This window comes from Cupriavidus sp., from assembly GCF_057315035.1.
This window is the reverse complement of the sequence record NZ_DBHKYV010000001.1, coordinates 693,189-718,558: the sequence shown is the minus strand read 5'-3', so window position 1 is coordinate 718,558 and position 25,370 is coordinate 693,189. Positions and strand designations below refer to the sequence as shown.

Here is a 25,370-nt window from a genome sequence, read left to right as displayed (position 1 = left end):
TACATGGTGATTGCTGCGCGACTGCACCGCAGTTGTTGCGTTGTTACGTTGTGCCTTCTCCCGCTTGGCGTGAACCACAGGTTTTCTGCGTTCTTTCGATCGCGGGGGCTTGTTTAAAAGCGATCAAACGAGAATAATTCTCGCTATCAATAGACGGCCCGCGTTACGGCGCAGGGTCCGCCGTTCACGCCAGCCAGTCCATCAGTACCGGTGCCGGTCATTGACGACCCCGCGCCACCAGCCAGCCAGCGTTTCGTTTTCTTGAAGGGGAAATCCAATGAAACGCTGTTCTCTGGCGCGTCGCATGCGCGCCGCTGGTGGGGTCACACCTGTTGCCACCGTTTGCGCCACGCTTTGCACGCCGTTGTGGGCCGAAGAGGTCCGGCAACTGCGCGAAGTCGTGGTTACGGCCACGCGCACCGAGGAACGTGCCGATGCCGTGGCGTCGACGATCACCGTCGAAGACGCACGCAAGATCGGGCACGCGATGCCGGTCGACGAAACGGGCCTGTTTGCCGACGAGCCCGATATCGATGTGCCGCGCGACCGCCGTCGCTTTGGCGCAGGCAATATCAATATCCGGGGCATCGAGGGCAACCGTGTGTTGCAGACGGTCGATGGCGTGCGCCTGCCTGACTTCTATCGCGGCGGTGGCCCATCGAACATCACCACCGCCACGCGCGATGCACCAGAGTTCGGCTTCCTGAAGCGCGTCGAAGCGCTGCGCGGTCCGGCATCGAGCCTGTATGGTTCCGATGCGATTGGTGGTGCGGTGGCATACGCCACCATGGACCCCGACGATGTGATGCGTGGCAAGCCGGTTGCTGGCGAAGCCGGCCTGCACTGGAACGGCATCGACAATGCGTTTGGCCAGACGGCTGGCGTGGCCGGTGGCAACGATGCGATCCAGGGCCTGTTCATGTACGCGCATCGCAAGGCGCACGAGATGAAGAGCATGGGCGGCGACGACTCGATATCGGTGTCACGCACCGCGCCGAACCCGCAGCACGCGGAGACCAACGCCTATCTCGGCAAAGTCGTGCTGAACGCCACGCAGCGGCAACGCTTCAAACTCACCTATGAGCATCGCGACGGCAGCACCGCAACCGATATGCGGCGATTGTCTGCGTCGCTGCCGCGCGTGACATCGGCAAACGGTATCCAGGACAGCGAGCGTGACCGTGTCTCACTCGACTACGAATGGCGGCCTGGCAGGGGCGCGATCGATCGACTGACTGCTTCGGCCTACTACCAGAAGAGCCGTACCCGGACCAATACGAGGCAGGTGCGTAGCGGTACCAGCAACCGGTGTTCCGGAACCCGCACGGGATCGAGCCGATGCGACGTTGCGCTGGAATTCGGCTTCGGGCAACAGCAAACCGGCTTCAATATGCAGGCCGACAAATCGTTCAACACGGGCAGCGTCGAACATCGCCTGATCGGCGGTGTCGACTTCATTCGCACCGAGTCGGAAGAAATGCGCGATGCCACCGCACGCAACACGGCTACCGGTACCACGATGAAGTCGCTGGCGGGTGAGACGTTTCCGATCCACGATTTTCCGCGCGGCGCATCGCGCCAGGTCGGTGTGTTCGTGCAGGACGAGCTGCGCGGATTCAACGGTCGCTTGACGCTGACACCTGGCGTGCGTTTCGACCACTACGCGCTTGGTCCCGATAACGACCCGCTCTACAACAGCGTGGCCGCGAAGCCAGCAGTCAGCAAGCGCGACGCGAACGTTTCGCCAAAACTCTCGGCGTTGTGGCAGGCCACGGACCGCGTCAATGTCTGGACGCAATATGTGTTTGGCTACCGCGCGCCGAGCTATACGGAAATCAATGGAAGTTTCCGCAACCCGGTGCAGCGTTACGGCTCCGTGCCGAATGGCGATCTCGGACCGGAGAAAAGCCGCTCGTTCGAAGTCGGCGTGCGCTATTCCGACGACCACGTCCAGACCAGCGTCTCAGTATTCGACAACCGCTACAAGGACTTCATCGAAAAGGTTCGGCTCAATTGCCCGTCCGATCCGTCCTGCCTGCCAGGCATGCGCGTCACGTCCCAGCACCGCAACCAGGCCAGGGTGCGCATCTACGGCGCTGAATGGCGTGGCACCTGGCGCTTCCAGCCGCAGTGGCGCATCGATGGCGCGGTGGCGTATGCGCATGGCACCAATGAGCAAACCAACCAGCCGCTGAACACCGTCTCACCGCTGCGCGCGTCGGCCGGCCTGACGTGGGAACCGTCGCTGAGCGAGGGCCCGGGTGCGGCACTGCGCTGGCGTGGTGCCCGTGCCGTTACGCGCACCGATGACACGACCATCAACTACTTCAGGCCCGGAGGCTACGGCGTGGTCGACCTGCAGGCGTGGTGGCGATTCGGCAAGCGGGCGACGCTGACCCTGGCGGTGAACAACCTGTTCGACAAGAAGTACTGGCTGTGGGGCGATATACGCCAGACCGGCGTGACTGCCACCGAGCCCGGTCTTGATTTCTACACGCAGCCGGGCCGCACCGTTGCCGCCAGCGTGAAGCTGGCGTTCTGACGTTCTGACGCGCATACAGGAATTAATAATGTCCCCACAATCGATACATATAAAGTGGCTGGCCTTCCTCGGCGTCATGCTGGTTGTACTGATCGCGCAGGTTGCCCTGGCGGCGCCCACGATCCATATCCTGACCAGCTCGCCGGTACCGGCCGGCAAGTTCGAACCGCTGCGTAACATGGCGAGCCAGCACGGTATTGCGTTGGAGTCGCGCTACATTGACAAGCTGTCGGCGCAGGATCTCGCGCGTTTCGCGACGCAGCCCGACTTGCTGATCGTCGACGCGCCGCGCGACCACATCGTGGCAGCGATCACCGCGCAGCTCGGTCCTGCATGGACGACATCGAAGACGCCGCGCGTGCTGGTGGCTACCGACCGTCATGAATCGTACGGCGTGCCCGAGGTCCTCGCGGCGCGACTGCAGGCTTACTACGTCAACGGCGGTCGCGCAAACTTCGACGCCATGCTGCGCACGCTGGCGACGGAGCAATTCCATCTGCGCAGCGACCCGTCGATTCCCGCACCCGTGATTTTTCCGAAAGCCGCCTACTATCATCCGCGCCTGCCGGACATGATCACGACTTCCGCTACGGACGCGTTGCTGGCGTCTGGCGCCGAGTCTGGTGCAGATGGCACACCGGTGATTGGCGTTGCGATCCACCAGGCCTATGTGTCCGGACTCGATAGCGCATTCATCGATGACCTGATCGCGCGCATCGAAGCGGGGCACGCGCGCGCACTGGTGTTCTATGGCCCGGTGATGGATGCGGACGGCATCACGCGCATGGCGGCACCCGAGGGCAAGCGCATCGTCGACGTGCTGGTCAATGCCCAGATCATGCTCAATGCGCAGGGACGCAAGGCCGAATTCGAGTCGCTTGGCATTCCCGTGCTGCAGGTCATGCCCTACCGCAAGGGCGACGCCGCCGACTGGGCCGCCGACCGGCACGGCATCAGCCTGACCGATACGCCGTTCTATCTCGTGCAGCCGGAAATGGCAGGCGTGATCGATCCGATCCTGGCAGCCGCCACTGCAAAGCCCGACGGTGCCATCGTTAGCCTGCCCGCCCAACTCGATGCCGTGGTCGGCAAGGCCATCGCGCTGACGCGGTTGCAGCGTATGCCGAACGCCGACAAACGCGTGGTAATCCTGTTCTACAACTATCCCGCCGGCGATAAAAACCTGTCGGCGTCGTTCCTCAACCTGCCGAAGAGCCTGGCCGGTACGCTGGCCGCGTTGCAAGCCGCTGGATACCGTACCGATGCCGCCGACGAGGCAACGTTGCAGCGCGACCTCGGCGCCCTGCTTGCGCCGTTCTACCGCGCCGGCAGCCATCAGCCATTGCTCGATGCCAACCTTGGCGTGTGGATGCCGATGTCGCACTACCGCGCCTGGTTCGATGCCCAGCCGGCAACGCTGCGCGAAGCGGTGACGGCACGTTGGGGTCAGCCCGAGCAGTCGTCGATGGCGACTACGCGCAATGGTGAAACGGGTTTCGTGATTCCTCGCCTGCAACTCGGCAACATCGCGCTGATGCCGCTGCCACCGCGTGGCGAGCGTGGCGAGTCAAACGAGAAGGCGCTCTATCACTCGACCAGCACGCCGCTCAACCATTTCTATATGGCGGCCTATCTGTGGGCGCGACAGGGCCGCGAGGCGCTGGTGCACTACGGCACGCATGGCACGCAGGAGTGGACGCCGGGCAAGGAGCGTGCACTGTCGGTGAGTGACGCGCCCTACCTGGTGCTCGGTGACGTGCCCGTGGTCTATCCGTATATCGTTGACGATGTGGGCGAAGCGATCCAGGCCAGGCGGCGCGGACGCGCGGTCATCGTCAGTCACCAGACGCCGCCATTCAAGCCCGCTGGCCTGCATACCGATCTCACGCAGTTGCACGACCAACTGCACGTGTGGATGGCGCAGGACGAAGGGGCGGTGAAAGACCGGCTGGCCGACGACATCCTCGCGCGCAGCAAGTCGATGCACGTTTTCGAGGACATGGGTTGGACCGAAGCGCGCGCGAGATCGGCATTCACGGCATATCTCGATGCGTTGCACACGCATCTGCACGATCTCGGTGGCACGCTGCAGCCATATGGTTTGCACACGTTTGGCCAATCGCAGGAGGAAAGGCTGCGTCTGTACACGACCATGGCCATGCTCGGCAAGGACTGGCTCAAGCGCATGTTTCCGGAAGAGCCCGAGGAATTGTTCGCGGTGGACTACGCACAGCTCTCGCACACCGGGCCCTACGCACTGCTGCGTCGCCATGTGGTGGAGCAGGCCGGCCTGGAAGCGTTGACAGATCCACAGCAGCGCGAGGACATGCAGCGTGCGCGGCAACTCTACGCAAACCTGGATGCGCATCCAGAGACCGAAGGATTGCTGGCGGCACTGTCAGGACGGCATGTGCGCGCCGGAACCGGTGGTGATCCGATTCGCAATCCCGATGCTTTGCCGACCGGTCGGAATCTCTATGGCTTCGATCCGTCGAAGGTACCGAGTCGCGAAGCGTGGCAAGCAGGACAGGCCGCTGCGGAAGCAATGCTCCAGGACTGGCGCAAGCGTCACGGGCAGTGGCCAGGGAAGCTCGCGTTTTCGCTGTGGAGCGTCGAGACCATGCGGCACCAGGGCATGCTCGAAGCACAGGCGATGGCGGTACTTGGCATCCGTCCCAAATGGGATGGTGGCGGCCGCGTGATTGGCGTGGAGGCCATTCCTGCCAGCGAGCTGGGCCGCCCGCGCGTGGACGTGGTGTTGTCCGCCACGGGGCTCTATCGCGACCACTTTCCGAACCTGATGAAATGGCTTGCGGAAGCGGTCAGGCTGGCTGCGGCGCAGAGCGAGCCTGACAATATCGTCGCGGCCAATACGCGTGCAATGCGTGCGCAACTGACCCGGCTTGGCGTGGCGGAGTCCCGTCTCGACGATCTGGCGGTCACGCGCATCTTCGCGAGCGAATCCGGCAACTACGGTACCGGACTGAACGATGCCACGCAGGCCACCGATACGTTCGGCAGCGGCAAGGCCGCCGACGCAAAGCTGGCCCGGCTGTATCTGTCGCGCATGCAGTATGCATATGGCCCCGACGAAGCGCATTGGGGCGAGAAGCTTCCGGTGGCCAACCCGCAGGCCAACCTCTATGCAGAGAATCTCAAGGGCGTTGATGGTGCGCTGCTGGCGCGCAGTTCGAACCTGTACGGCATGCTGACCACCGACGACCCGTTCCAGTACCTCGGCGGCATTGGCGTGGCCGTGCGGCATCTGACCGGCAAGTCGCCCGAGTTGCTGATCTCGAATCTGCGTGATGCCAGCCACGCCAGGACCGAAACCGCCGCGAGTTTCATGGCAACCGAATTGCGCACGCGCTATTTCCATCCGGGCTGGATCGAAGGCATGAAGGCCGAGGGTTACAGCGGCGCGTTGAACATGCTGGATACCGTGAACAATTTCTGGGGTTGGACTGCGGTTGCGCCGGAGATCGTGCGCGATGATCAGTGGACCGAGTTCGCCGAAGTCTATGTCAACGACAAGCACCAGCTCGGCCTGAACCAATGGTTCGAGCGCACCGCACCGCAAGCCCAGGCGCAGTTGGTCGAGCGCATGCTCGAGGCCGCGCGCAAGGGGTATTGGCATGCCGATCCCGCGCTGCTCAAGACACTGGCGAAGCGCTACGACGAACTTGCGCAACGCCACGATATCCGCAGCAGTAATCGGCAGTTCAATGCCTACCGTGAGACGCTGTCCAATGCGCGCGCTGGTTATGGGCTGCAGGCGCCGGCTGCACCGCCGCAGTCGAGGCGTGTGCCTGCAGCGCCCCCGGTGCCCGAGCCCGCCGCCCAGGCCCAGACCGAGCCGCAACCGCCAGCCATGCCGCAGGCCCAGCCAGTACAGGGCATGAAGCTGGAAGAACGCAATCCGGCGGCTGCCGTGCTGGTGCCGGTGCTATCTTGGCTGGCCGGTGGCATCGCCCTGGCGGCAGCGGTGATCGGCGGCGCCCTCAACGCACGGCGGCGACCAAGTGGTTGAGAGATAGTTATTCGTGGTATGGATTGTTTGATCGTAAAATTGATATATCTCATTATTAGAATTAATTGATTTGAGCCTGTAGACCCATGACTCCTACCTTGCTTGAGACCCTGATGTATGACGTCGGCCAGCTGTTCCTGTACCCGACGCTGGCGCTGATTGGCCTGTTGTTCCTGTATGCGTTCTGGGCCCTTGGCGAGTTCGCGATGCAGGCCTGGTTGCGCGGCCGCCATCCGATTGAATCGGGGAGAGGCTATCTGCTGGTGGCCTGGGCACTTCGCAATCAGGTCAGCCATCCCGATGCGCTGGATGTGGCCGCGCACAAGTTGCTCGAGCGGCCGCGCATTGCCACGCGCGTCGCACCGATGCTGGGCCTGGTGGCCACGATGATTCCAATGGGGCCGGCCCTGAAAAGCCTCTCCGGCGGCAACCTCGCCAACGTGGGCGAGAACCTGACCATCGCGTTCTCGGCGGTGATCCTCGCGCTGATCGCCGCCAGCATCACGTTCTGGGTGGTCAATGTGCGGCGGCGCTGGCTGGCCGAGGAACTGGTGTGGCTTGGCCAGTCGCGTCCGCAATGGCACGAAGGGGGGGCCGAGGCATGAAGTTCCTCGAGGACAGCGAAGGCGACGACCCGATCCTGTCGGTCGTCAACCTGATCGACGTGTTCCTGGTGGTGATTGCCGCGTTGCTGGTGACGATCGCACAGAACCCGCTGAATCCGTTCACGCACGACGACGTCACGATCATCACCAATCCGGGCAAGCCGAACATGGAAATCGTTTCGCGCCAGGGCGAGAAGATCGTGCGCTACCAGGCCAGCGGCCAGATGGGCAGCGGCGACGGTATCAAGGCCGGTGTTGCCTATCGCATGAAGGATGGCTCGATGGTCTATGTGCCCGAGCATGCCAATGTCGGCGCCAACGCCAACACCAGCCGCGATGCCACGCAGGCACAGGCACAACCGGAGGCTGCAAAGCCATGATCCGTTCGATTCTTGGCGCCACCGCTACCGTTGCCTTGGCCATGATCGCCGGCTGCGCATCGACCGCGCCGACTCCCGAGTCCGTTAGCCACCGGTTTGCAGGCAAGTCCTATGTACTGCTGGGCGAGGTCCACGATAGCGCCGCCGGCCAGCAGCAGCGGCTACAAGCATTGACGCATGCGGTCGAAGGCGGATGGCGCCCAGCCATCGCCATGGAGCAGTTCGATCGCGAACGCCAGGCTGACCTGGATCGGGCGCGGCGCGAGCGGCCACGCGATGCCGAATACCTGATCGCGCAGGCGGCCGGCGGCAAGAGTGGCTGGGACTGGGCGTTGTACAAGCCGGTGATCGCGCTGGCGCTGCAATACGACTTGCCGTTGCTGGCGGCAAACTTGTCGCGCGCCGATGCGGCAAAGATCGTGCGGGGCGGCTATGGCGATGTATTCGCCAACAGCCAGTTGGTAACGTTGGGGCTCGACCAGGCGCTGCCGCAGGACATCGTGGCCGCGCAGACGGCGGCGCTCGATGCTGGCCATTGCGGTCACTTTCCGAAGGCGATGTTGCCCGGCATGCTCAATGCGCAGGCCGCGCGTGATGCCGTGATGGCTGGCACGTTGCGCCCCTATGCGGAGCGCGGCGCCGTGCTGATTGCGGGCAACGGACATGTGCGGCGCGACGTAGGCGTGCCACGCTGGTTGCCTGATCGAGGTGCCAGCGCGTTCAGCGTTGGCTATCTGGAGGCAGATGCGCCTCCCGCCGGTTTCGATGCTGTGGTGCGCGTGCCAGCGAAGGATCGCGAAGATCCGTGCAAGGGTGCGGTGATGGGCAAGGCCATGCCGCAATAGACGGATTCAGGCGTCCGGCCCGACCGTCTCGGCCAAGTCGAACTCGACTTCGGCGCGCAGGCCGCGTCCTTGCGTGGCATCGCGCAGCGTGACCTTGCCGCCGAAGCGTGCGGCCATCTCGCGGGAAATGGCCAGGCCCAGGCCGGAGCCCGGTTCGGTGTTCTCCACGCTGCGGTAGAAGCGTGCGAAGACCTTCTCGCGTTCGCTGTCCGGAATGCCGGGACCATCATCTTCCACTACCAGCAACGCATGGTTATGCACGCGTGCGGCCGATAGCGTGATGCGGCTGCCGCGTCCCGAATACTGGATCGCGTTGTGCACGAGGTTGGCCAACGCCTCGCGCAGCAGCGCGGCATCGGCGCGGATCGGCAGTGTCAGGTCGACCGGGCGCTCCCATCCAAAATCCTGTTGCTTGCCACGGGCCAGCGGCAGGTAGTCCAGCGCAACCTGCCCGGCTACGGCGACCGCATCGATGATGGCGGCTTCCTCATCCTGCACGGCGCCATCGCGCGCGGGTTGCCGCACGCGCGCCAGTGCCAGCAACTGGTTGGTCAGCCGCGCGGCCTGTTCGAGCTGGGTGACGATGCCGCCTACCGCTTCGGATGCGGCCTCGCGCGCGGGTTCGTCATGGCGCATCTGCAACTGGCGTTGCGCGAATTCGGCCTGCGTTTTCAGGATGGCCAGCGGCGTACGCAACTGGTGCGCGGCATCGGCAATGAATTGCGCTTGCGACTGCGTCATGGCTTCGGAGCGCGATACATGCAGGTTGATCGCATCGACGAGCGGACGAACCTCCAACGGCACGCGATCGAACTCAAGCGGCGTGAGATCGTCGGGTGGACGGGCACGTACATCGTCGCGTACCCGTTGCAGCGGTTTGAGCACGTAGGTGATGCCGCCGACCAGGATCAGTGCCGACAGCGCGATCAGCGCGATATCGCGCAGTAGTGCACTGCGCCAGACGTTGCCGATCAGGGCCGCGCGCGGCTCCGCGGTTTCGGCCACCTGGATGATCACGCGCATGTGCGCATCGGGACGATATACAGGACGCGCCATCACCGCAATGCGTACAGGATCGCCGTGATAGACGGCGTCATAGAAGCGCGGCTGGTTGTTGATCAGCGTGCCGGTCGGCAGCGGCAGGTCGTCGTAGCCAGTGACGGTTTCGATACTGCCGCTGCGTTCCATCGACACGCGATAGAACACATGGGTCTGCGCGGCGGTCTCGAACATTTCCATTGCGGCATCGGGCAGCGTCAGCTGCACGCTTTCGCCGGCCATGCCGATCGCGTTGTCGATGGTGCGCACCGAGCCATAGAGCGAACGGTCGTAGGCTGTGTTGGCCGCGTCGCGCAGCGTGCCATACGTGAACCACGTATCCACCGCCATCATCAGCGCCAGCGCCGGCACCAGCAGGATCAGCAACTGGCGGCGCAGGCTGCCGCGCAGCCACAAGCGCAGCGGCAGGCGGGCGCGCTGGCGCAGCCGGCGTTGCCACATGTCAGGCTCCGGTGGCGGGGGACGCCGGGGCGTCCGGCGTGTCGGGTGTAAGCGGTGCCTCCGGTTCCAGCAGGTAGCCGAATCCGCGCAGCGTGACAATAGTGACGCCATGGCCGGTGAGCTTCTTGCGCAGGCGGTACACCAGCACTTCGATCGCATCGGGGCTGACATCGGCGTCAAGCGAAAAAACCTTGTCGAGCAACTGGGCCTTGGTCAGCGGCTGTCCGCTCCTGGCCAGCAAGGCGCCAAGCAGGGTTGATTCGCGTGGCGTCAGCGACAGCGGCGCACCACCGAGCGTGAAGCTGCGCGTCTCGCCATCGAACACCAGCGTGCCGCATTGCAGGCGCGGGTGCGCGCGGCCGCGGCTGCGGCGAATCAGTGCCAGGATGCGGGCCTCGAGTTCGGCAATCGCGAAAGGCTTGGGCAGGTAATCGTCGGCGCCGAGGTTCAGGCCGCGCACGCGTTCATCGAGCGTGTCCTGCGCGGTCAGGATCAGTACCGGCGTACGATCGTCGCGGCCGCGCATGGTCTTCAGTACGGCCAGGCCATCCTTGCCGGGCAGGCGCAGGTCCAGCACCACGGCATCGTATTCCTCGGCTGCCAGGCGGGCGTCGGCCTGCAGGCCATCGGTGACGTGCTCGATGACGAATCCGCCCTGCTCCAGTGCGCGCGCCACCCAGCGGGCCAGTTCCACTTCGTCTTCCACCAGCAGGATGCGCATGCCGGACCTCCTCTGCCCGCTCTCGTTGTGTCGCGCAGGGCGCCCGTGCGTCCCGCGGGCGCCTATAATACCTCCGCCCCGCCCGGTGGGGTCCGCTGGCGTTATCGAGACCAACAATAAGGACCACGATCCGGTCGCACGATCCAGCGCCACGCCTTGCTCCCCGATCCCGATCCCGTGTCCACCGCGCCCCGCTACCAACCTGATTCCGCCAACGCCACACGCCGCCAGCTGTTGCTTGCCGGCACCGCACTGGCCGCCAGCCTGCCGGTCATGGCGCAGACCGCGCCGCGCGTGCCAGACGGCTACCCGGCCGACTACGCCGACATCATTGCGCGTGCGCAGCGCGAAGGCACGGTGAACGTCTATGCGTCGACCGATCTTGAAGTGGTGACGCCACTGATCCGCGGATTTGAAGCCCGTTATCCGGGCGTGCGTGTGCGCTACCAGGACCTGAACACGCTGGAACTTCACCAGCGCTTCCTGGCGCAGAGCACGGGTCAGGGGCCGGTGCAGCCCGGCCGCGAGGCGGCGCACGCGGAGTACGCCGATGTACTCTGGAGCACCGCGATGGACTTGCAGATCAAGCTCGTCAACGATGGCCATGCGCAGCGCTACGACTCGCCGGAACGCGCCGGCTTGCCCGGCTGGGCGGTGTGGCGCGACGAGGCATGGGGCACCACGTTCGAGCCCGCGGTAATCGTCTATAACCGTGCGCATTTCAAGGGCGCCCATGTGCCGGGCAGCCGCAGCGGACTGGCGCGGCTGCTGCAGGAGCGTGCGCCGCAGTGGCGCGGCAAGGTGGTCACGTATGACGTGGAGCGCTCGGGCGTGGGGTATCTGCTGGCGCAGCAGGATGCGCGCATGGGCAGCGAATTCTGGTATCTCGCGCAGGCGCTGGGCCGCGCACGCGTGCAATTGTCGCCGTCGACGTCCGAGATGATCGAACGCATCGCCAGTGGCGAACTGGTGCTCGGCTATAACCTGCTGGGGTCGTATGCGTTGTCGCTGATGGAGCGCGGCGCAGGGATCGGGGTGATCGCGCCGCGTGACTACACGCTGGTGCTGTCGCGTGTGGCGTTCATCGCCCGCACGGCGCCGCGGCCGAATGCCGCGCGGCTGTGGCTCGACTACCTGTTGTCGCGCGAAGGCCAGGTGCTGCTAGGCCAGTCCACGTCGCAGCTCTATACGATCCGCAACGATACCGACAGTACCCACACGGCCAATGCGCTGGCCGAACGGCTTGGCTATGCGCTCAAGCCGATCAGCGTGGGGCCGGGGTTGCTGGCGGCGCAGGATGCACTGCGCAAGAAGGCGTTTCTCGCGCGCTGGCGCGACGCGCTCAGGAGTTGACGGCGGCCACTTGCTGCGGCTGGCGCTCGCACAGCGCCGCCATTTCCGCGTCGAGCGGGGCCATCGGGCGCGGCACATAGCCCTTGCGCAGCGCTGGCGACAGGCGCAGCGTGTCGATAAAGGTGTCCGCCAGGCGCTCGGCCTCGCGGTTCAGGTCGAAATCCTCGGGGGAGAAGAGCCAGTGGGCCAGCACGCCGCCGATCGCGGCGTGGAAGGCCATCACGGCGAGGTCCAGGTCGAGGTCGGCCGGCAACTGGCCGCGCTCCATGGCCAGGCGCAGATGTTCGCGCATCTTGACCGTACCTTCCACGTGGGACTGGCGCTGGCGCTCGAAAATGGCACCGTTGTCCTCGACCATCTCGCACTTGTGGAAGATGATCTCGAACACGCGACGCCACTGCGGATTGGTCACGGTTTGACGGAACACAAACGCGCAGATGTCGCGGATGCCGCCCAGCGGATCTTCCTGCAGGGCCGGACGCTCGGGCGCGCAGAGCGCTTCCACCGGCAGGTTGACGCGATCGCACATGGCAGCGAACACATCGCTCTTGTTCTTGAAGTGCCAGTAGATCGCACCGCGCGTGACACCTGCCGCTTCGGCAATGTCCGCCAGCGACGGGCGTGCCACGCCACGGGCGTGAAACACGGCCTCCGCCGCATCCAGAATCCGGTTGCGCGTCTCTAGCGCTTCTTCCTTGGTACGTCTGACCATTTCCTCTTTTCCCGGGGCAGTGGTTTGCCGCCCGGGTCTCCTGACGCCCTCGCATTTGCTGCGCAGGACGGTTCTCTCCAAATTGCACGATGGCACTGGCGGGCCGCATCGTACCGTGATTGGAACAATCGTGCTCGAAAAGCCCGAACATTCCAATGCTCGCAATTGGTGCCATGTGTTGCAAAAGGCGCCAAATTGAAAGTTTCGCTTACATACATGCGCGAATGTATCTATACTACGCGCTTGCTCGGGATTCGGCCAAGGCGTTTTTTACGCCGTCTCTGTGACCAGTTGGTCATGCCACCCGGGGTCCACCTGATTCAAGCATCACTTTTTAGCCGCCGCATCCCTCCCCGGGGTGCGCATGTCCCCTGACGTCACCCTGGTACGTCTGGGTCGCCGCGGCAGATCTCAAATTGCCTTAATGGGGTTATCGATGAGGAAGTCCCAACGTATCCGTTGCGTAGCTGCCGCTGCTGTCGTCACCGCGACAGCCCTGGCGTTGTCCGCCTGCGGCCAGAAAGCGCCGCAGGGCGGCGCCATGCCGCCGCCGGAAGTGGGTGTGGTTACCGTCACGCCGTCTGCCGTTGCCGTCGTCAATGAATTGCCGGGCCGTCTCGAAGGCGTGCGTACCGCTGAAGTGCGGGCGCGCGTGGAAGGTATCGTGCTGTCGCGCAACTACACCGAAGGCGGCGAAGTGAAGGCCGGCCAGGTGCTGTTCCGCATCGATCCCGCCCCGTACCAGGCCCAGTTGGCGTCGGCCAAGGCCCAGCTCGAGCGTGCCGAGGCCAATGCGGTATCGGCGCGCCAGAAGGCCGAACGCTACAAGCCGCTGGTGGCAGTCAACGCCGTCAGCAAGCAGGAGTTCGACGATGCCGTGGCTGCGGCCGGACAGGCCAATGCGGATATCGCCGCGGCCAAGGCCGCCGTTACCACCGCGCAGATCAACCTCGGCTACACCACGGTCACGTCGCCGATCTCGGGCCGCGTGGGCCGTGCGCTGGTGACCGAAGGCGCGCTCGTCGGCAAGGGCGAAGCCACCAAGCTGACCACCGTCGAACAGGTCGATCCGATCTGGGTGACGTTCACCCAGCCAGCTTCCGAAGTGGCGCGCCTGCGTGCCGCGATCGAATCCGGCAAGGTCAAGGGCGTGAACGGCGGTGCGCGTGTGCACCTGTACCCCGAAGCCAGCGACAAGGAATATGCCGCCACCGGCAAGCTGCTGTTCACGGACATGACCGTCGACCCGACCACCGGTGCGATCACGCTGCGGGCCGAATTCCCGAATCCCAGGCGTGAACTGCTGTCCGGCACGTTCGTGCGCGTGAAGATCGAACAGGGTATCGATGAAAACGCACTGACCGTGCCGCAGCGCGCGCTGATCCGCAGCGCCCAGGGTGCCAGCGTGCTGGTGGTGGGTGCCGACGGCAACGTAGCCGCGGTGCCGGTCAAGGCGCCGCAGGCAATCGGTGATCGCTGGGTGGTGACCGAAGGCCTGAAGGGCGGTGAAAAGGTGATCGTGGAAGGCCTGCAGAAGGTACGACCCGGTGCACCGGCCAAGGCCGTGCCGTTCCAGGCGCCGAAGACGGCCGAAGCGCCGGCCGCGGCACCGGCCTCTGACGCCACCGCGCAGGGCGACAAGCCGGCGGCCGGCAAGGATGCCAGGGACGCCAAGGCCGACGACAAGTCCGCGGCCAAGCAGGGCTGATCCTCCGCCTTCGACCAAGCAACATTTAGGGAGCCAGATTCATGGCGAAGTTTTTTATCGACCGGCCGGTGTTCGCGTGGGTACTCGCGCTGATCATCGCGCTGGGCGGGGTATTGGCGATCCTGCAACTGCCGATCGCGCAATATCCCAATATCGCCCCGCCGATCATCACGGTGACCACCACCTACCCCGGTGCGTCGGCCAAGACGATCGAGGACTCGGTGGTCACGCCAATCGAGCAGGAGCTCAATGGCGCCCCCAACCTGCTCTACTACGAATCACAAAGTGAATCGTCGGGGCTGGCCACGATCAATATCGCGTTCGCGCCGGGCTCCAGTTCGGACCTGAATTCCGTCGAGGTGCAGAACCGCCTGAAGCGCGTGGAAGCGCGTCTGCCGGCGGAAGTGCGCCAACAGGGCGTGAGGGTCGACAAGGCCGGCAACAACTACATGATGTTCATCACGGTCTCGTCCAAGTCAGGCAAGTCGGACGCGATCGAACTGGGCAACTTCGTATCGGCACAGGTGGTGGACTCGGTTCGCCGCGTGCCCGGCGTGGGCGCGGCCGACCTGTTCGGTACCGAATACGCGATGCGTATCTGGCTCGATCCGGCCAAGCTGACCGGTTTCAACCTGACGCCGCTCGACGTCACGGCAGCGGTGTCGGAGCAGAACATCCAGGTCGCGGTTGGTGAACTCGGTGGCACGCCGTCGCCCTCGGGTACCGAGCTCAACGCGACCGTGAACACCGAAAGCCGGCTGACCACGCCCGAGCAGTTCGCCAATATCCTGCTGCGCGTGAACCCGGACGGTTCGTCGGTACGCATCAAGGACGTGGGCCGCGTGGAACTGGGCGGTGCCGACTACTCGACGCTGGCCCGCATCAACGGCAAGCCGGCCTCGGCCATCGCCATCAAGCTGGCACCTACCGGCAATGCGCTGGCCACGGCCAACGCCGTGCGCGCGAAGATGGAAGAGCTGTCGCGCTTCTTCCCGCCGGACTACGAATACAGCGTGCCGTACGACACCTCGGCCTTCGTCAAGATCTCGATCGAGGAAGTGGTCAAGACGCTGCTGGAAGCCGTGGTGCTGGTGTTCCTGGTGATGTACCTGTTCCTGCAGAACTTCCGCGCCACGCTGATCCCGACGCTGGTGGTGCCGGTGGCGCTGCTGGGTACGTTTGGTACGCTGCTGGCGTTCGGCTTCTCGATCAACGTGCTGACCATGTTCGGCATGGTGCTGGCCATCGGTATCCTGGTGGACGACGCGATCGTGGTGGTGGAGAACGTCGAGCGGATCATGAGCGAGGAAGGTCTCTCGCCACGCCAGGCCACCCGCAAGGCCATGGGCCAGATCACGGGTGCCATCGTCGGCATTACGCTGGTGCTGACCGCGGTGTTCATCCCGATGGCGTTCTTCTCGGGCTCGGTCGGCAACATCTATCGCCAGTTCTCGCTGTCGCTGATTTCGTCGATGGCATTCTCGGCGCTGCTGGCACTGACGCTGACCCCGGCATTGTGCGCAACGTTGCTCAAGCCGGTGGAAGCTGGCCATCACCACGAGAAGAAGGGTTTCTTCGGCTGGTTCAACCGCACGTTCGCTACGGCGTCCACGGGCTACCAGGGCATTGTGGCGCGCATCCTCAAGCGCAGCGGCCGCTACCTGATCATCTATGCGCTGATCATCGCCGGCGTGGTGTTGCTGTTCCAGCGCCTGCCGTCGTCGTTCCTGCCTGACGAAGACCAGGGCTACATGATTACCGTGGTGCAGTTGCCCACGGGTGCCACGCAGGAGCGCACGATCGGTGTGCTCAAGCAGATCGAGGACTACTACCTGCAGAAGGAATCGAAGGTGGTGGACCAGATGATCACGGTGGCGGGCTTCTCGTTCTTTGGCCGCGGCCAGAACGGCGGTATCGCGTTCGTGCGACTCAAGGACTGGAAGGAGCGTCCCGGTGCGGACCAGACCGCGCAGGCGCTGGTGGGCCGTGCGTTTGGCGCACTGTCGTTCATCAAGGACGCGATCATCTTCCCGCTGAACCCGCCGGCAATTTCCGAACTCGGCAACTCGTCGGGCTTTGACTTCCGCCTGCAGGACCGTACCGGCCAGGGGCACGCCAAGCTGATGGAAGCGCGCAACATGATGCTGGGCATGGCGGCCAAATCGCCGGCGCTGCAGGGCGTGCGTCCGGAAGGCCAGGAAGACGCGCCGCAGCTGCGCATCGACATCGACCGCGAGAAGGCCCGCGCGCTTGGTGTATCGGTGGCGTCCATCAACTCGACCCTGTCGATTGCGTTCGGCTCCTCGTATGTGAATGACTTCATCTACGAAGGCCGTGTACGTCGCGTGATAGTGCAGGCCGAAGGTGCCGACCGCCGTCTGCCCGACGACCTGACCAAGCTGCGCGTGCGCAATGCCAATGGCGACATGGTGGCGTTTGCCGCGTTCTCGACCTCGCAGTGGATCATGGGTTCGCCGCGACTGGAACGCTATAACGGCATGCCGGCCGTGAAGCTGGCTGGCCAGGCCGCGCCGGGCAAGTCCACCGGCGAAGCCATGCGCGTGATGGAAGAGAACTTCGCCAAGCTGCCGCCGGGGTTTGGCTTCGAATGGTCGGGCCAGTCGTACGAAGAGCGCCTGGCCGGTTCGCAGGAGCCGATTCTCTACACGCTGTCGCTGGTGATCGTGTTCCTGTGCCTGGCCGCGCTCTACGAGAGCTGGTCGATTCCGGTGGCGGTGCTGCTGGTGGTGCCGCTTGGCGTGATCGGCGCACTGCTTGGTGTCACGTTGCGTGGCATGCCTAACGACGTGTACTTCAAGGTGGGCCTGATCGCCACGATTGGCTTGTCGGCGAAGAACGCGATCCTGATCGTGGAATTCGCCAAGGATCTGCAGGCGCAGGGACGCAGCCTGATCGACGCGACGCTGGAAGCGGTGCATCTGCGCTTCCGCCCGATCCTGATGACGTCGATGGCCTTTATCCTCGGTGTGTTGCCGCTGGCAATCTCCACGGGTGCCGGTTCGGGCAGCCAGCGCGCCATTGGTACCGGCGTGATGGGCGGCATGATTACGGCCACGGTGCTGGCGATCTTCCTGGTGCCGGTGTTCTTCGTGGTGGTGCGTGGGCGCTTCAAGGGCAGCAAGGCCCAGCATGAGCGTGAACAGGCGCGCCTGGAAGGCCAGAAGGAAATCTGACTATGACCAAGACTTTGACCACATTGCTGCTGGTGGCCGGGGTGATGAGCGGTTGCACGCTGGCACCGCACTATGATCGCCCTGCCGCGCCCGTGGCGGGCAGCTACCCGGCCGCGCCGGATGGCTACGCCACGGCCGAAGTGAAGACCGGCGAAACGCGCCGGGCCACCGACATCGGCTGGCGCGAGTTCTTCACCGATCCGCGTCTGCAGGTGCTGATCGCCACCTCGCTTGAAAACAACCGCGACCTGCGCACCGCGGCGTTGCGCATCGAGGAAGCGCGCGCGCAGTACCAGATCCAGCGCGCTGACCTGCTGCCCACCGTGAACGGCAACGCGAGCTTCCAGCGCGGCAAGATCTCGGGGCTGTCATCGGGCACGGGCCAGTCGTTCACGGGCAATATCTACCAGGTTGGCTTGTCGGTAACGCAGTGGGAGCTCGACTTCTTCGGCCGCGTGCGCAGCCTGTCGAATGCGGCGCTGGCGCAGTACTTCTCCACCGAGGAGGCGCATCGCGCCGCGTATATCTCGCTGGTGTCGGAAGTGGCCAAGGCCTATCTGGCCGAGCGTGCCGCCGCCGAGCAGTACGACCTGGCACGCGATACGTTGAAAGCGCGCCAGGACACCTACGAACTGGCACAGAAGCGTTTCGATGCCGGTGCCACGTCGGCGCTCGACCTGCGCGACAACGAGTCGCTGGTCGCACAGGCCCGCGTGAGTGCCGCGCAACTGGCACGCCAGCGCGCACAGGCGCAGAACGCGCTTGAAGTGCTGGTAGGCAAGCCGATCGCCGAGATCCAGAATCTGCCCGCGCCGACGCGTCTGTCCGACGAACGCATCATCAGCGATATCCCCGAGGGCCTGCCTTCGGATCTGCTGACGCAGCGTCCCGACGTGCGCCAGGCCGAGCAGGCGCTGCTGTCCGCCAATGCCAATATCGGCGCAGCGCGCGCGGCATTCTTCCCGCGCATCACGATGACGGCGAGCGCAGGCACCATCAGCCCGTCGTTCTCGGGACTGTTCGATTCGGGTACCGGTATCTGGTCGTTCTCGCCGCAGTTGACGCTGCCGATCTTCGACTACGGCCGCAACCTGTCGAACCTGGACCTCGCCAACGTGCGCAAGAACATCCAGATCGCCAACTACGAGAAGACGATCCAGACCGCATTTGCCGAAGTGGCCGATGCGCTGGTGGCACGTGGCACGCTTGAAGAGCAGGTTGCGGGCCAGGAGCAGCAACGCAATGCGGAAGCCGCGCGCTACGAACTGTCGCGCCTGCGTTTCCGCACCGGCGTAGCCAGCTACCTCGACGAACTCGATGCGCAACGCCAGTTGTTCTCGGCCGAGCAGGCATTGGTGCAGGCGCGCCAGTTGCGGCTGACCAATGCCATCGATTTGTATCGCGCATTGGGCGGCGGCCTGATCGAAACCGGCGCAGTCGCACAGACAGCGCCGCAAACCACCACGCAGTAAGGTCGGTTTGCAAGCAAAAAAGGCGAAGCCACTGCGGCTTCGCCTTTTTTTATGTTGATCGCAAACGGATGCGCTGGCCCTCTCCCCCGCCCCTCTCCCGCGTGCGGGAGAGGGGAGCAAACACACGCGTGACAGAGGTAGTTGGTTTTAGAACTTGTACGTCGCCGCAAGAAAGAAAACAATCGGATTGGGCCGCAACGTGGTCTTCGACGTTGACAGTACGGTGCCGTCTGACGCTTTGATCGTCATGGTGGATTCCGATTTCAGCGGGATATACGTCACGGCACCGGTTACGCCCCAGTGATCGTTGAAGTTATAGGTGCCACCGATATTGAAGATCGGCGCCCATGATGACGACGCATCGGCACTGACCGAAGTCGGCCCCGGAATCCCCGCGCCAGCGGCCAGGATTGCGCCGAGGTTATTGTTCACCGATTGTGCGAACGCCGGATTCACCTTGATATCGGTGAAGAAGTTGTACGAGACTCCCACACCCACGAACGGCCGGAATGTCACGCCCGGCGAGCGGAAGTGATACTGCACCATGGCCGCAGGACTCCACTGGCGCGCGCGCGTGATGATCGGATTCAGCGACGGATCGCCGAGGCTCTGGTGACCTAGCGCGCCGGCGGGACCTGGCGGAATCAGTTCGCCGTGGCCATAGATCTTGAACTCGGGCGGAATGCCCCCCACGCCGGTGATTGCAATATGGTCGGTGACGAAATGGCTGAACGTAAGGCCGAGTGTGTCCGCGTTCGAGGTCGACAAGCCACTGCCCGGTGCCGAGAACGACGACGGCAGGCCAAGCGGATAGTTGATTGGGACATCGACCACATTGGTGGTCAGCGGCCCGCTGGTGCCAAAGGTCTGGATATGGAACCAGCCGGCTGACACTACGTTGTCACCAGCCTTCTGGGCATGGGCGGGTATTGCTGCGAAGGCGATCAGCGCGGTGGCGGCACACAGCAGCCGTGCCGGGGTGAGACGAGCTATTTGCTTTTGCATGTTGTCTCCCCGGGGTTATTCGACAAAGGCGCCGATCGTGAAATACGGGCTGCCATTGCGGTTTTCCAGGAAACCAAACACTCCGCCCGTGAACATCAGCTTGCCGGTGATGCCGGCCGTGCCTTCCTTGCGCGTGGTAGTGATCACGCCTGCGGTGGTTTGCGAGAAGTCGAGCTTCAGCGCAATGGCCCGCGTCGCATCCGAGGCATGGAACGGATCGAGCATCGCGGCCTCGGCGCCGACAAGCGCCGTGGTCTTGTAGTCGAAGTTGCTGTCGACGCCCACGTACTCGCCATTGACGCTGCCCTGCGTGGCCGATACCGCCGGCGCCATCATGCCGATACCGATCTCGTCGTCGGCGCCCGGTGAGCTGGCAAGGTTGTCACTGGCATAGCCGACACGGATCATGACTGGCACTAGCGCGCCACGCAGCTTGCCGACGATCAGGTATGCACGCCCTTTCACGGCCCCCAGCGTAGGTGCCTGTTCGCCTTCGTAGCTGGTCGACAGCAGCGTGCCGTTGGACTGCGCGACGAACTTGTTGCCCTTCTGCTTGCAGGTGCCCCCCGACTTGTTGTCGCACACCGTGAACGAGCCATCGGCGGCCAGCGACATCTTGTAGTCCTGCGCGACCGGCGCAAAATTCTGTGAGGGAATCTCGTGGTAGCCAGAGCCGTTGTAGATGCCGGCGACCTTGCCCAGGTCGTTTTCGGTCTGTACAAAACCGATGAACTGGAAGTACGGGAACGTGGTGTCGGGCACCGCGCCAGCGCCGAGCAAACCGTTGAACTGGATACGCGCGCCGGGGATGGTGCCACCCATTACGCCCTCTCCCAGGAACAGCTTGGCCGGGCGTGAGGCATCGAGGCTCGCTCCCTGCAGCACGAATGCACACTGGTTGAGTTTATCGGTGGGCAGGCCGGTTTCCTGCGCCAATGTGCCGGTCATCACGTTCTTGCTGTCGGTGGGATCGGAGCGCGTGGGCGAGACAGTGCCCGTGGTGCGCGGCACCGATGAATCGAGGAACGTTACGGCCCAGGTCTTCCTGTTGGTGTCGATCTGCACCTTGACCAGTTCGCCCGAGCCCGTGCCGCCGATATATGGCGTCGAGTAGTCGACCGACGCGGGGCACAGGCGCGGCGTGACCGCCGCGGGCGTGGAAGTGCCGCCGCTACCGCCATCGCCGCCGCCGCACGCGGCCAGCAACGTGATGGTGGTGAGGGCCAGCGCCAGGCGTGGCACCCAGGTGCGCCGCGTGGTGGCGGCGAGCGGATCAAGCAATTGCGGCAGCTGCATGTTGGCGTCTCCTTGGGGCTTTCTTATGTGTGTGGCAGGGTTCGTTTCGGCTCACGTTCGCTATCGGCTGGCCACCGCACTGACGCGGAAGGTCGGATTGCTGTCAGGGCCGAACAGGTGTGCGTAGACTGGGCCCGTGGTGATGAGCGAGCCGGCAAGGCCGCTGTTGTCGACGGTGGTCACCACGCCAGGCAGCGTGGCCTGCGTGAAATCCATCTGGAAGGCGCCGGTGGGCGTAAGCGACGGATCTTGCGGATCGAGCCACGCGCCGACGTTGTCGCGCAGTGCCGAGGCGGTGTACTTGAAGTCGCTGCCGGAGCCGATATAGCCGCCCTTCAGGTCTGCCGCGGAAGTCTTCACCGTAGGCGACAACAGTGCGATCCCGGATTCGTCATCGACGCTGAGAGCGCCGGCAAGAAGATCCACGCGCGCGTAGCCCACGCGCACCAGCAAGGGCACGAGCCTGCCTTCGAGCTTGCCGACGATCAGCACGCCTTTGGACAGCGTGTTGGACCCCGCCAACCACGCTGATTTGTAGAAGTACGGGTACGGCGTGATGCCGCTGTTGTTGTTGCTTTCGAAGGCGCCGTCGCTGCCCGGTCGCAGCTCCCACGCGTGGCCGGTGGTGACGCAGTTGCCCGATGCCGCGGTGCAGCTGCCGTTCGCATTGAGCGCTTCCACCGTGCGCGCGATTGCCGGGACGAAGTTCACGCCGATCTGCGTGAAGTCACCGCCGGAAGGTACCAGGTGGTAGCCCAGCACGTTGTAGGTACCTGCTACCTTGCTGAAGTCGGTTTCGGTCTGGGCAAAGGCGAGCACCGGGTAGGTCGGGAAGGTGGTGGACGGAATCGCTCCGATACCACCAAGTCCCGGGTCGTACGCGATCGTCGCACCAGGAATGCCGCCGCCGGCCACGCCGTTGCCCACGAACAGGATGGGAGGATGTGCGGGATCGATGATGACCTCGGAGATGCCGTCGTCGGCCATGACGGTCTTCAGCTCGAACGCACAATCGTTTTGCGCAGCAGTGGGTAGCGGCTTGGCCGGATGCGACATCGTGCCGGTGAGCGTGACGCCTGCACGGGTGGGATAGACCGTGTTGACCTGCTTCGGTACGGCCGACTCCAGGATCTGGATCCTGTAAGTACCCTTGACGCTGTCGAGCTGGATCTTCAGGAATTCGCCGGCGCCTGATCCGCCGGTGTACGTGGTGTTGTAGTCCAGCACGCTCGGGCAGATGACAGCGGTGGGGGCATTCACGGTGGGACCGGATGGTGTGCACGTTCCATTGTTGGCACATTGCTGGGCGGTTGCCTGTTGCGTGGTGCCGCCCGGGTCGCCATCGCCACCGCCGCACGCAGTTAAGGCGATCGTCAGGCTTACCCCAGCCAAGGCGCAAATGGTGCGTCGAAGTTTCGACTGCTGCATGGTTGTCTCCTCGTTCTTATGGCCGGTGCGCCGGTCTGTTGCCGGGAAGTCGCACGGTGGTCGGAATCTCGCGTTTCAAGCGCCGACGCGCAATAGAGCGCACGTTCCAAACACCGCTGCCGCTCCGTGTGCCGTTGGCAGCCAAGCGCGTCGCGTCACTGTTCAAACCGCGCAAACCATCACATGTGCACGAATTCAAACGGACGGAAGCACCATGCTTCGGCAACTTCAGAACTTGTATTCGCTGTTCGAGGGGTCAAACGTTGCTGCATCGAAGGTCTTCTTCACGGCCTTCTCGAACACGATCTTCTCGACCATGTTGCCGTCGGCGTCCCATGCCGTTTCCGCGCGTGGCCAGGGATGCTTGAGGTCGAACATCAGCTGTACCTTCTTCGCGTAGTACTTCGGCGCGCCTTCGGGCAGTTCCCATGTCAGTGCCACCATGCGCGTACCCTGCTCCTGCACGATCTCGACGCGGCTGTACTTCTCGGAGAGGCCCTCAGCACGCACGGTCTTTGCGTCGCGCTCGAGCATCGACAGTACGAACTGGAAGCCCAGGTCGCGCACGGTATGGTTCGATTGCGACTTCGCCAGCGTGCCGTCGATAGCGGTCCAGATCGACGTGAAACCCATGATGCCGCCCAGATGGCCGTACATCTCGTCCTTGCGCCGGGTTTCGTCGTAGATGACTTCCTGCCCCGCCTGCGCGCCATTGGGCAACCACTTCGCATAGAGCTGCCGCGGCATATGGCGGTAGCGGATCACCATGCGTGCGGGCTTGTCCTGCCACTGTCCGTTGAGCCGCTCCTGCCGTGTCATCGCGTACTCGTACTCGGGGAAGCGGTTGATCTCCTGGCGTGCCCACGTCAACAGTGCATCGGGCTGCAGCGCGTCGAACACGGCCAGTACCTGCGCGTCGCTCATTGCCGCGAGTTCGCTGCTGGCAGTCTGCTTGGCGAGCAGCGACGTTTGCTGTGCGGTAGGCAGGCCGTCGTAGGGTGTTGCCGCACGTGCGGGCGGAGTGGCCAGGCAGCCGAGCATGCCACCGAATGCGGCAATCACAAGCAGTTGCAGTTGCTTCATCGCGTGTCTCCTGTCTTATCGTTTTCTTATGGCAAGACGAGGCCCTCCCGCATGTGCGGAGCACAGCAGGCGAATGCACGCGGGAAACCGCGGCGCGCGGCGGGTCACGCCTCGCGGTTTGCGTGGCGAATCAAGATGTCGAAAGCGGAAGCGACGGAAGCCGTCGCGGCTCGGTGCCGTATGCGCGGCGGTCCCGATGGAGACCGCCGCGACGCGCGGCTAGGTCCTGGGGCGGGTGCGCATCCAGTCGTCGAGCGGATTGCTGGGGAAGGTGGCGCAGTGCTCACGACGCACTGTCATGCTGGCGGTGGCCGAGCGCGATGCGCCCTCATTGCGAACAGTCCGCGCACTGCGTCGGGCGCGGTTCACCGCAGCTGCGGCGGCTGCCGCGACCTGCTCGGCCTCGCTTTCCACCGTGGCGGCCAACGCTGCGAGATGGGCCTGCTCGTCGGCATACTGGGTCTCGCCGATCTCGAACACATCCTGCAATGCGCCAAGCTCCTGCGTCGCGGGCGATGGAGCTTTGAGCGCGGCCACCACCATCGATGTCAGTTGCGCCAGAACCTGCGCGTCGCTCATCCGCTTGCCTTGCGTGAATGCAGGCATCAGGTTGCCGAGTTCATCGCCAGCCAGTACGCCTGCCAGCGCCTTGAGGGCGAAATGCAGGCGCCAGCCAAGCTCCTGGCGCGGCACGTCCGGCAGCGCGCGCGCAAACGCCTCGAAGAAGCGTCCGAACACCGGTGCGTAGTGCCCCATCAACCAGGACTGGATGAACGGGGACGTATCGGAATACACGCGCCCAAGCAGGCGCAGGAACGACGGGCCGCCCAGTTCGGGCTCGCGCGCCATCTGCAGCGCGGGCACGAACAGTGCGCCCATCACGTGTTCGCAACGTATGTCGTTACCCGGCCAGCGTGCCTCGCATGCATCGAGCAATGCGAGCCGTCGGGTATTGAGCGGATCCAGCCGGCGACTGAGCACCGACTGCATCATGATTTCCTTACTGCGGAAGTGATAATTGACGGCGGCCAGATTGACGATCGCCCGTGACGTAACCTGTCTGAGCGAAGTCGCTTCATAGCCGACCTCAATGAACAACTTCTCGGTCGCATCGAGGATGCGAGCCTTGGTGTCTCCTGCGGTGGTTTTCCCGGTCTTCATGGGGCGTCTCTCGCTCAAATGCGCTGTGGACCCCTGCAAAAAAAATGAAACATCCGCGACCGCCCTGCTCCGCGCTCTATCGGCATACGGATGCTTGAAACGGTTGGGTGGAGCCTATCTACCGCTCCGTGTGTTTCACAAGACCATTTTTCGAGGTCTCGCTCTAAATTGCAAGCCCGATTCTGCATGGCAAAAACCACATCACGCCATGATGGTCTCGATCAGCATGCAAGCATTCTGCGCCGCCAATGCAATCACTGACAAATGCTGGTTGGCACCAATGCTGGTGAAAGAGCACCGAGTCATCCACGACAAACAGGCCGCCGGGTTGATGA

General features: G+C 64.0%; 17 protein-coding genes. 9 read left to right on the top strand and 8 right to left on the bottom strand.

Features of this window, described 5'->3' with window-relative positions; all coding sequences use genetic code 11:
- The first annotated feature begins 277 nt into the window (after positions 1-277).
- The 5 genes from ACO550_RS03340 (at position 278) to ACO550_RS03320 (ending at position 8,402) form a co-directional block, all read left to right on the top strand.
- Positions 278-2,542, top strand: a complete 2,265-nt coding sequence (locus tag ACO550_RS03340; protein WP_315594722.1) for a TonB-dependent hemoglobin/transferrin/lactoferrin family receptor — start codon at positions 278-280, stop codon at positions 2,540-2,542.
- 28 nt (positions 2,543-2,570) lie between these two features.
- A complete protein-coding gene (gene cobN / locus ACO550_RS03335) occupies positions 2,571-6,572 on the top strand; it encodes a cobaltochelatase subunit CobN (protein WP_315594723.1) in 4,002 nt (1,333 codons plus the stop codon).
- 86 nt (positions 6,573-6,658) lie between these two features.
- Complete coding sequence (locus tag ACO550_RS03330; RefSeq protein ID WP_315594724.1) at positions 6,659-7,177, top strand: MotA/TolQ/ExbB proton channel family protein; 519 nt, start codon at positions 6,659-6,661, stop codon at positions 7,175-7,177.
- Positions 7,174-7,557, top strand: a complete 384-nt coding sequence (locus ACO550_RS03325) for a DUF2149 domain-containing protein (protein ID WP_315594725.1) — start codon at positions 7,174-7,176, stop codon at positions 7,555-7,557. The genes ACO550_RS03330 and ACO550_RS03325 overlap by 4 nt, the downstream gene beginning before the upstream one ends.
- Positions 7,554-8,402, top strand: coding sequence for a ChaN family lipoprotein (locus tag ACO550_RS03320; protein WP_315594726.1), 849 nt, complete (start codon positions 7,554-7,556; stop codon positions 8,400-8,402). The genes ACO550_RS03325 and ACO550_RS03320 overlap by 4 nt, the downstream gene beginning before the upstream one ends.
- Before the next feature lie 6 nt (positions 8,403-8,408).
- Here the strand turns inward: ACO550_RS03320 and ACO550_RS03315 are convergent, their stop codons facing one another.
- Together ACO550_RS03315 and ACO550_RS03310 are read right to left on the bottom strand one after the other, a co-directional pair.
- Positions 8,409-9,902: a sensor histidine kinase gene (locus tag ACO550_RS03315; RefSeq protein ID WP_315594727.1), complete on the bottom strand. Its 1,494-nt coding sequence runs from the start codon at positions 9,900-9,902 to the stop codon at positions 8,409-8,411.
- A 1-nt stretch (position 9,903) separates the two neighbouring features.
- On the bottom strand, positions 9,904-10,623 hold the full coding sequence (locus tag ACO550_RS03310; RefSeq protein ID WP_315594728.1) for a response regulator: 720 nt from the start codon (positions 10,621-10,623) through the stop codon (positions 9,904-9,906).
- 273 nt (positions 10,624-10,896) lie between these two features.
- Between ACO550_RS03310 and ACO550_RS03305 the strand changes: the two genes are divergently transcribed.
- Positions 10,897-11,976 (top strand): ABC transporter substrate-binding protein, encoded by a 1,080-nt coding sequence (locus ACO550_RS03305; protein WP_315594770.1) that lies wholly within the window; start codon positions 10,897-10,899, stop codon positions 11,974-11,976.
- On the opposite strand, the gene ACO550_RS03300 is transcribed toward ACO550_RS03305, so the two are convergent.
- On the bottom strand, positions 11,966-12,688 hold the full coding sequence (locus tag ACO550_RS03300; protein WP_315594729.1) for a TetR family transcriptional regulator: 723 nt from the start codon (positions 12,686-12,688) through the stop codon (positions 11,966-11,968). The genes ACO550_RS03305 and ACO550_RS03300 overlap by 11 nt on opposite strands.
- A 436-nt stretch (positions 12,689-13,124) precedes the next feature.
- On the opposite strand from ACO550_RS03300, the gene ACO550_RS03295 reads away from it, so the two are divergent.
- The 3 genes from ACO550_RS03295 to ACO550_RS03285 are packed head-to-tail and all read left to right on the top strand — an operon-like array spanning position 13,125 to position 19,062.
- Positions 13,125-14,396 (top strand): efflux RND transporter periplasmic adaptor subunit, encoded by a 1,272-nt coding sequence (locus tag ACO550_RS03295; protein WP_315594730.1) that lies wholly within the window; start codon positions 13,125-13,127, stop codon positions 14,394-14,396.
- 41 nt (positions 14,397-14,437) lie between these two features.
- Complete coding sequence (locus tag ACO550_RS03290; RefSeq protein ID WP_315594731.1) at positions 14,438-17,590, top strand: efflux RND transporter permease subunit; 3,153 nt, start codon at positions 14,438-14,440, stop codon at positions 17,588-17,590.
- Positions 17,591-17,592: 2 nt separating this feature from the next.
- Complete coding sequence (locus ACO550_RS03285) at positions 17,593-19,062, top strand: efflux transporter outer membrane subunit (RefSeq protein ID WP_315594732.1); 1,470 nt, start codon at positions 17,593-17,595, stop codon at positions 19,060-19,062.
- Between the two features lie 147 nt (positions 19,063-19,209).
- Here ACO550_RS03285 and ACO550_RS03280 read toward each other — a convergent pair whose 3' ends face one another.
- The 5 genes from ACO550_RS03280 to ACO550_RS03260 all read right to left on the bottom strand — a co-directional run bounded on the left by ACO550_RS03280 (position 19,210) and on the right by ACO550_RS03260 (position 25,035).
- Complete coding sequence (locus ACO550_RS03280) at positions 19,210-20,067, bottom strand: OmpW/AlkL family protein (protein ID WP_315594733.1); 858 nt, start codon at positions 20,065-20,067, stop codon at positions 19,210-19,212.
- Positions 20,068-20,082: 15 nt separating this feature from the next.
- Positions 20,083-21,363, bottom strand: a complete 1,281-nt coding sequence (locus ACO550_RS03275; RefSeq protein ID WP_315594734.1) for a DUF2957 domain-containing protein — start codon at positions 21,361-21,363, stop codon at positions 20,083-20,085.
- A gap of 60 nt (positions 21,364-21,423) precedes the next feature.
- Positions 21,424-22,791, bottom strand: a complete 1,368-nt coding sequence (locus tag ACO550_RS03270) for a DUF2957 domain-containing protein (protein ID WP_315594735.1) — start codon at positions 22,789-22,791, stop codon at positions 21,424-21,426.
- Positions 22,792-23,019: 228 nt separating this feature from the next.
- On the bottom strand, positions 23,020-23,874 hold the full coding sequence (locus tag ACO550_RS03265; RefSeq protein ID WP_485994137.1) for a DUF1571 domain-containing protein: 855 nt from the start codon (positions 23,872-23,874) through the stop codon (positions 23,020-23,022).
- A 219-nt stretch (positions 23,875-24,093) separates the two neighbouring features.
- Entirely contained in the window at positions 24,094-25,035 is a 942-nt protein-coding gene (locus ACO550_RS03260; protein ID WP_315594736.1) for a TetR family transcriptional regulator, read from the bottom strand.
- Positions 25,036-25,370: the final 335 nt, after the last annotated feature.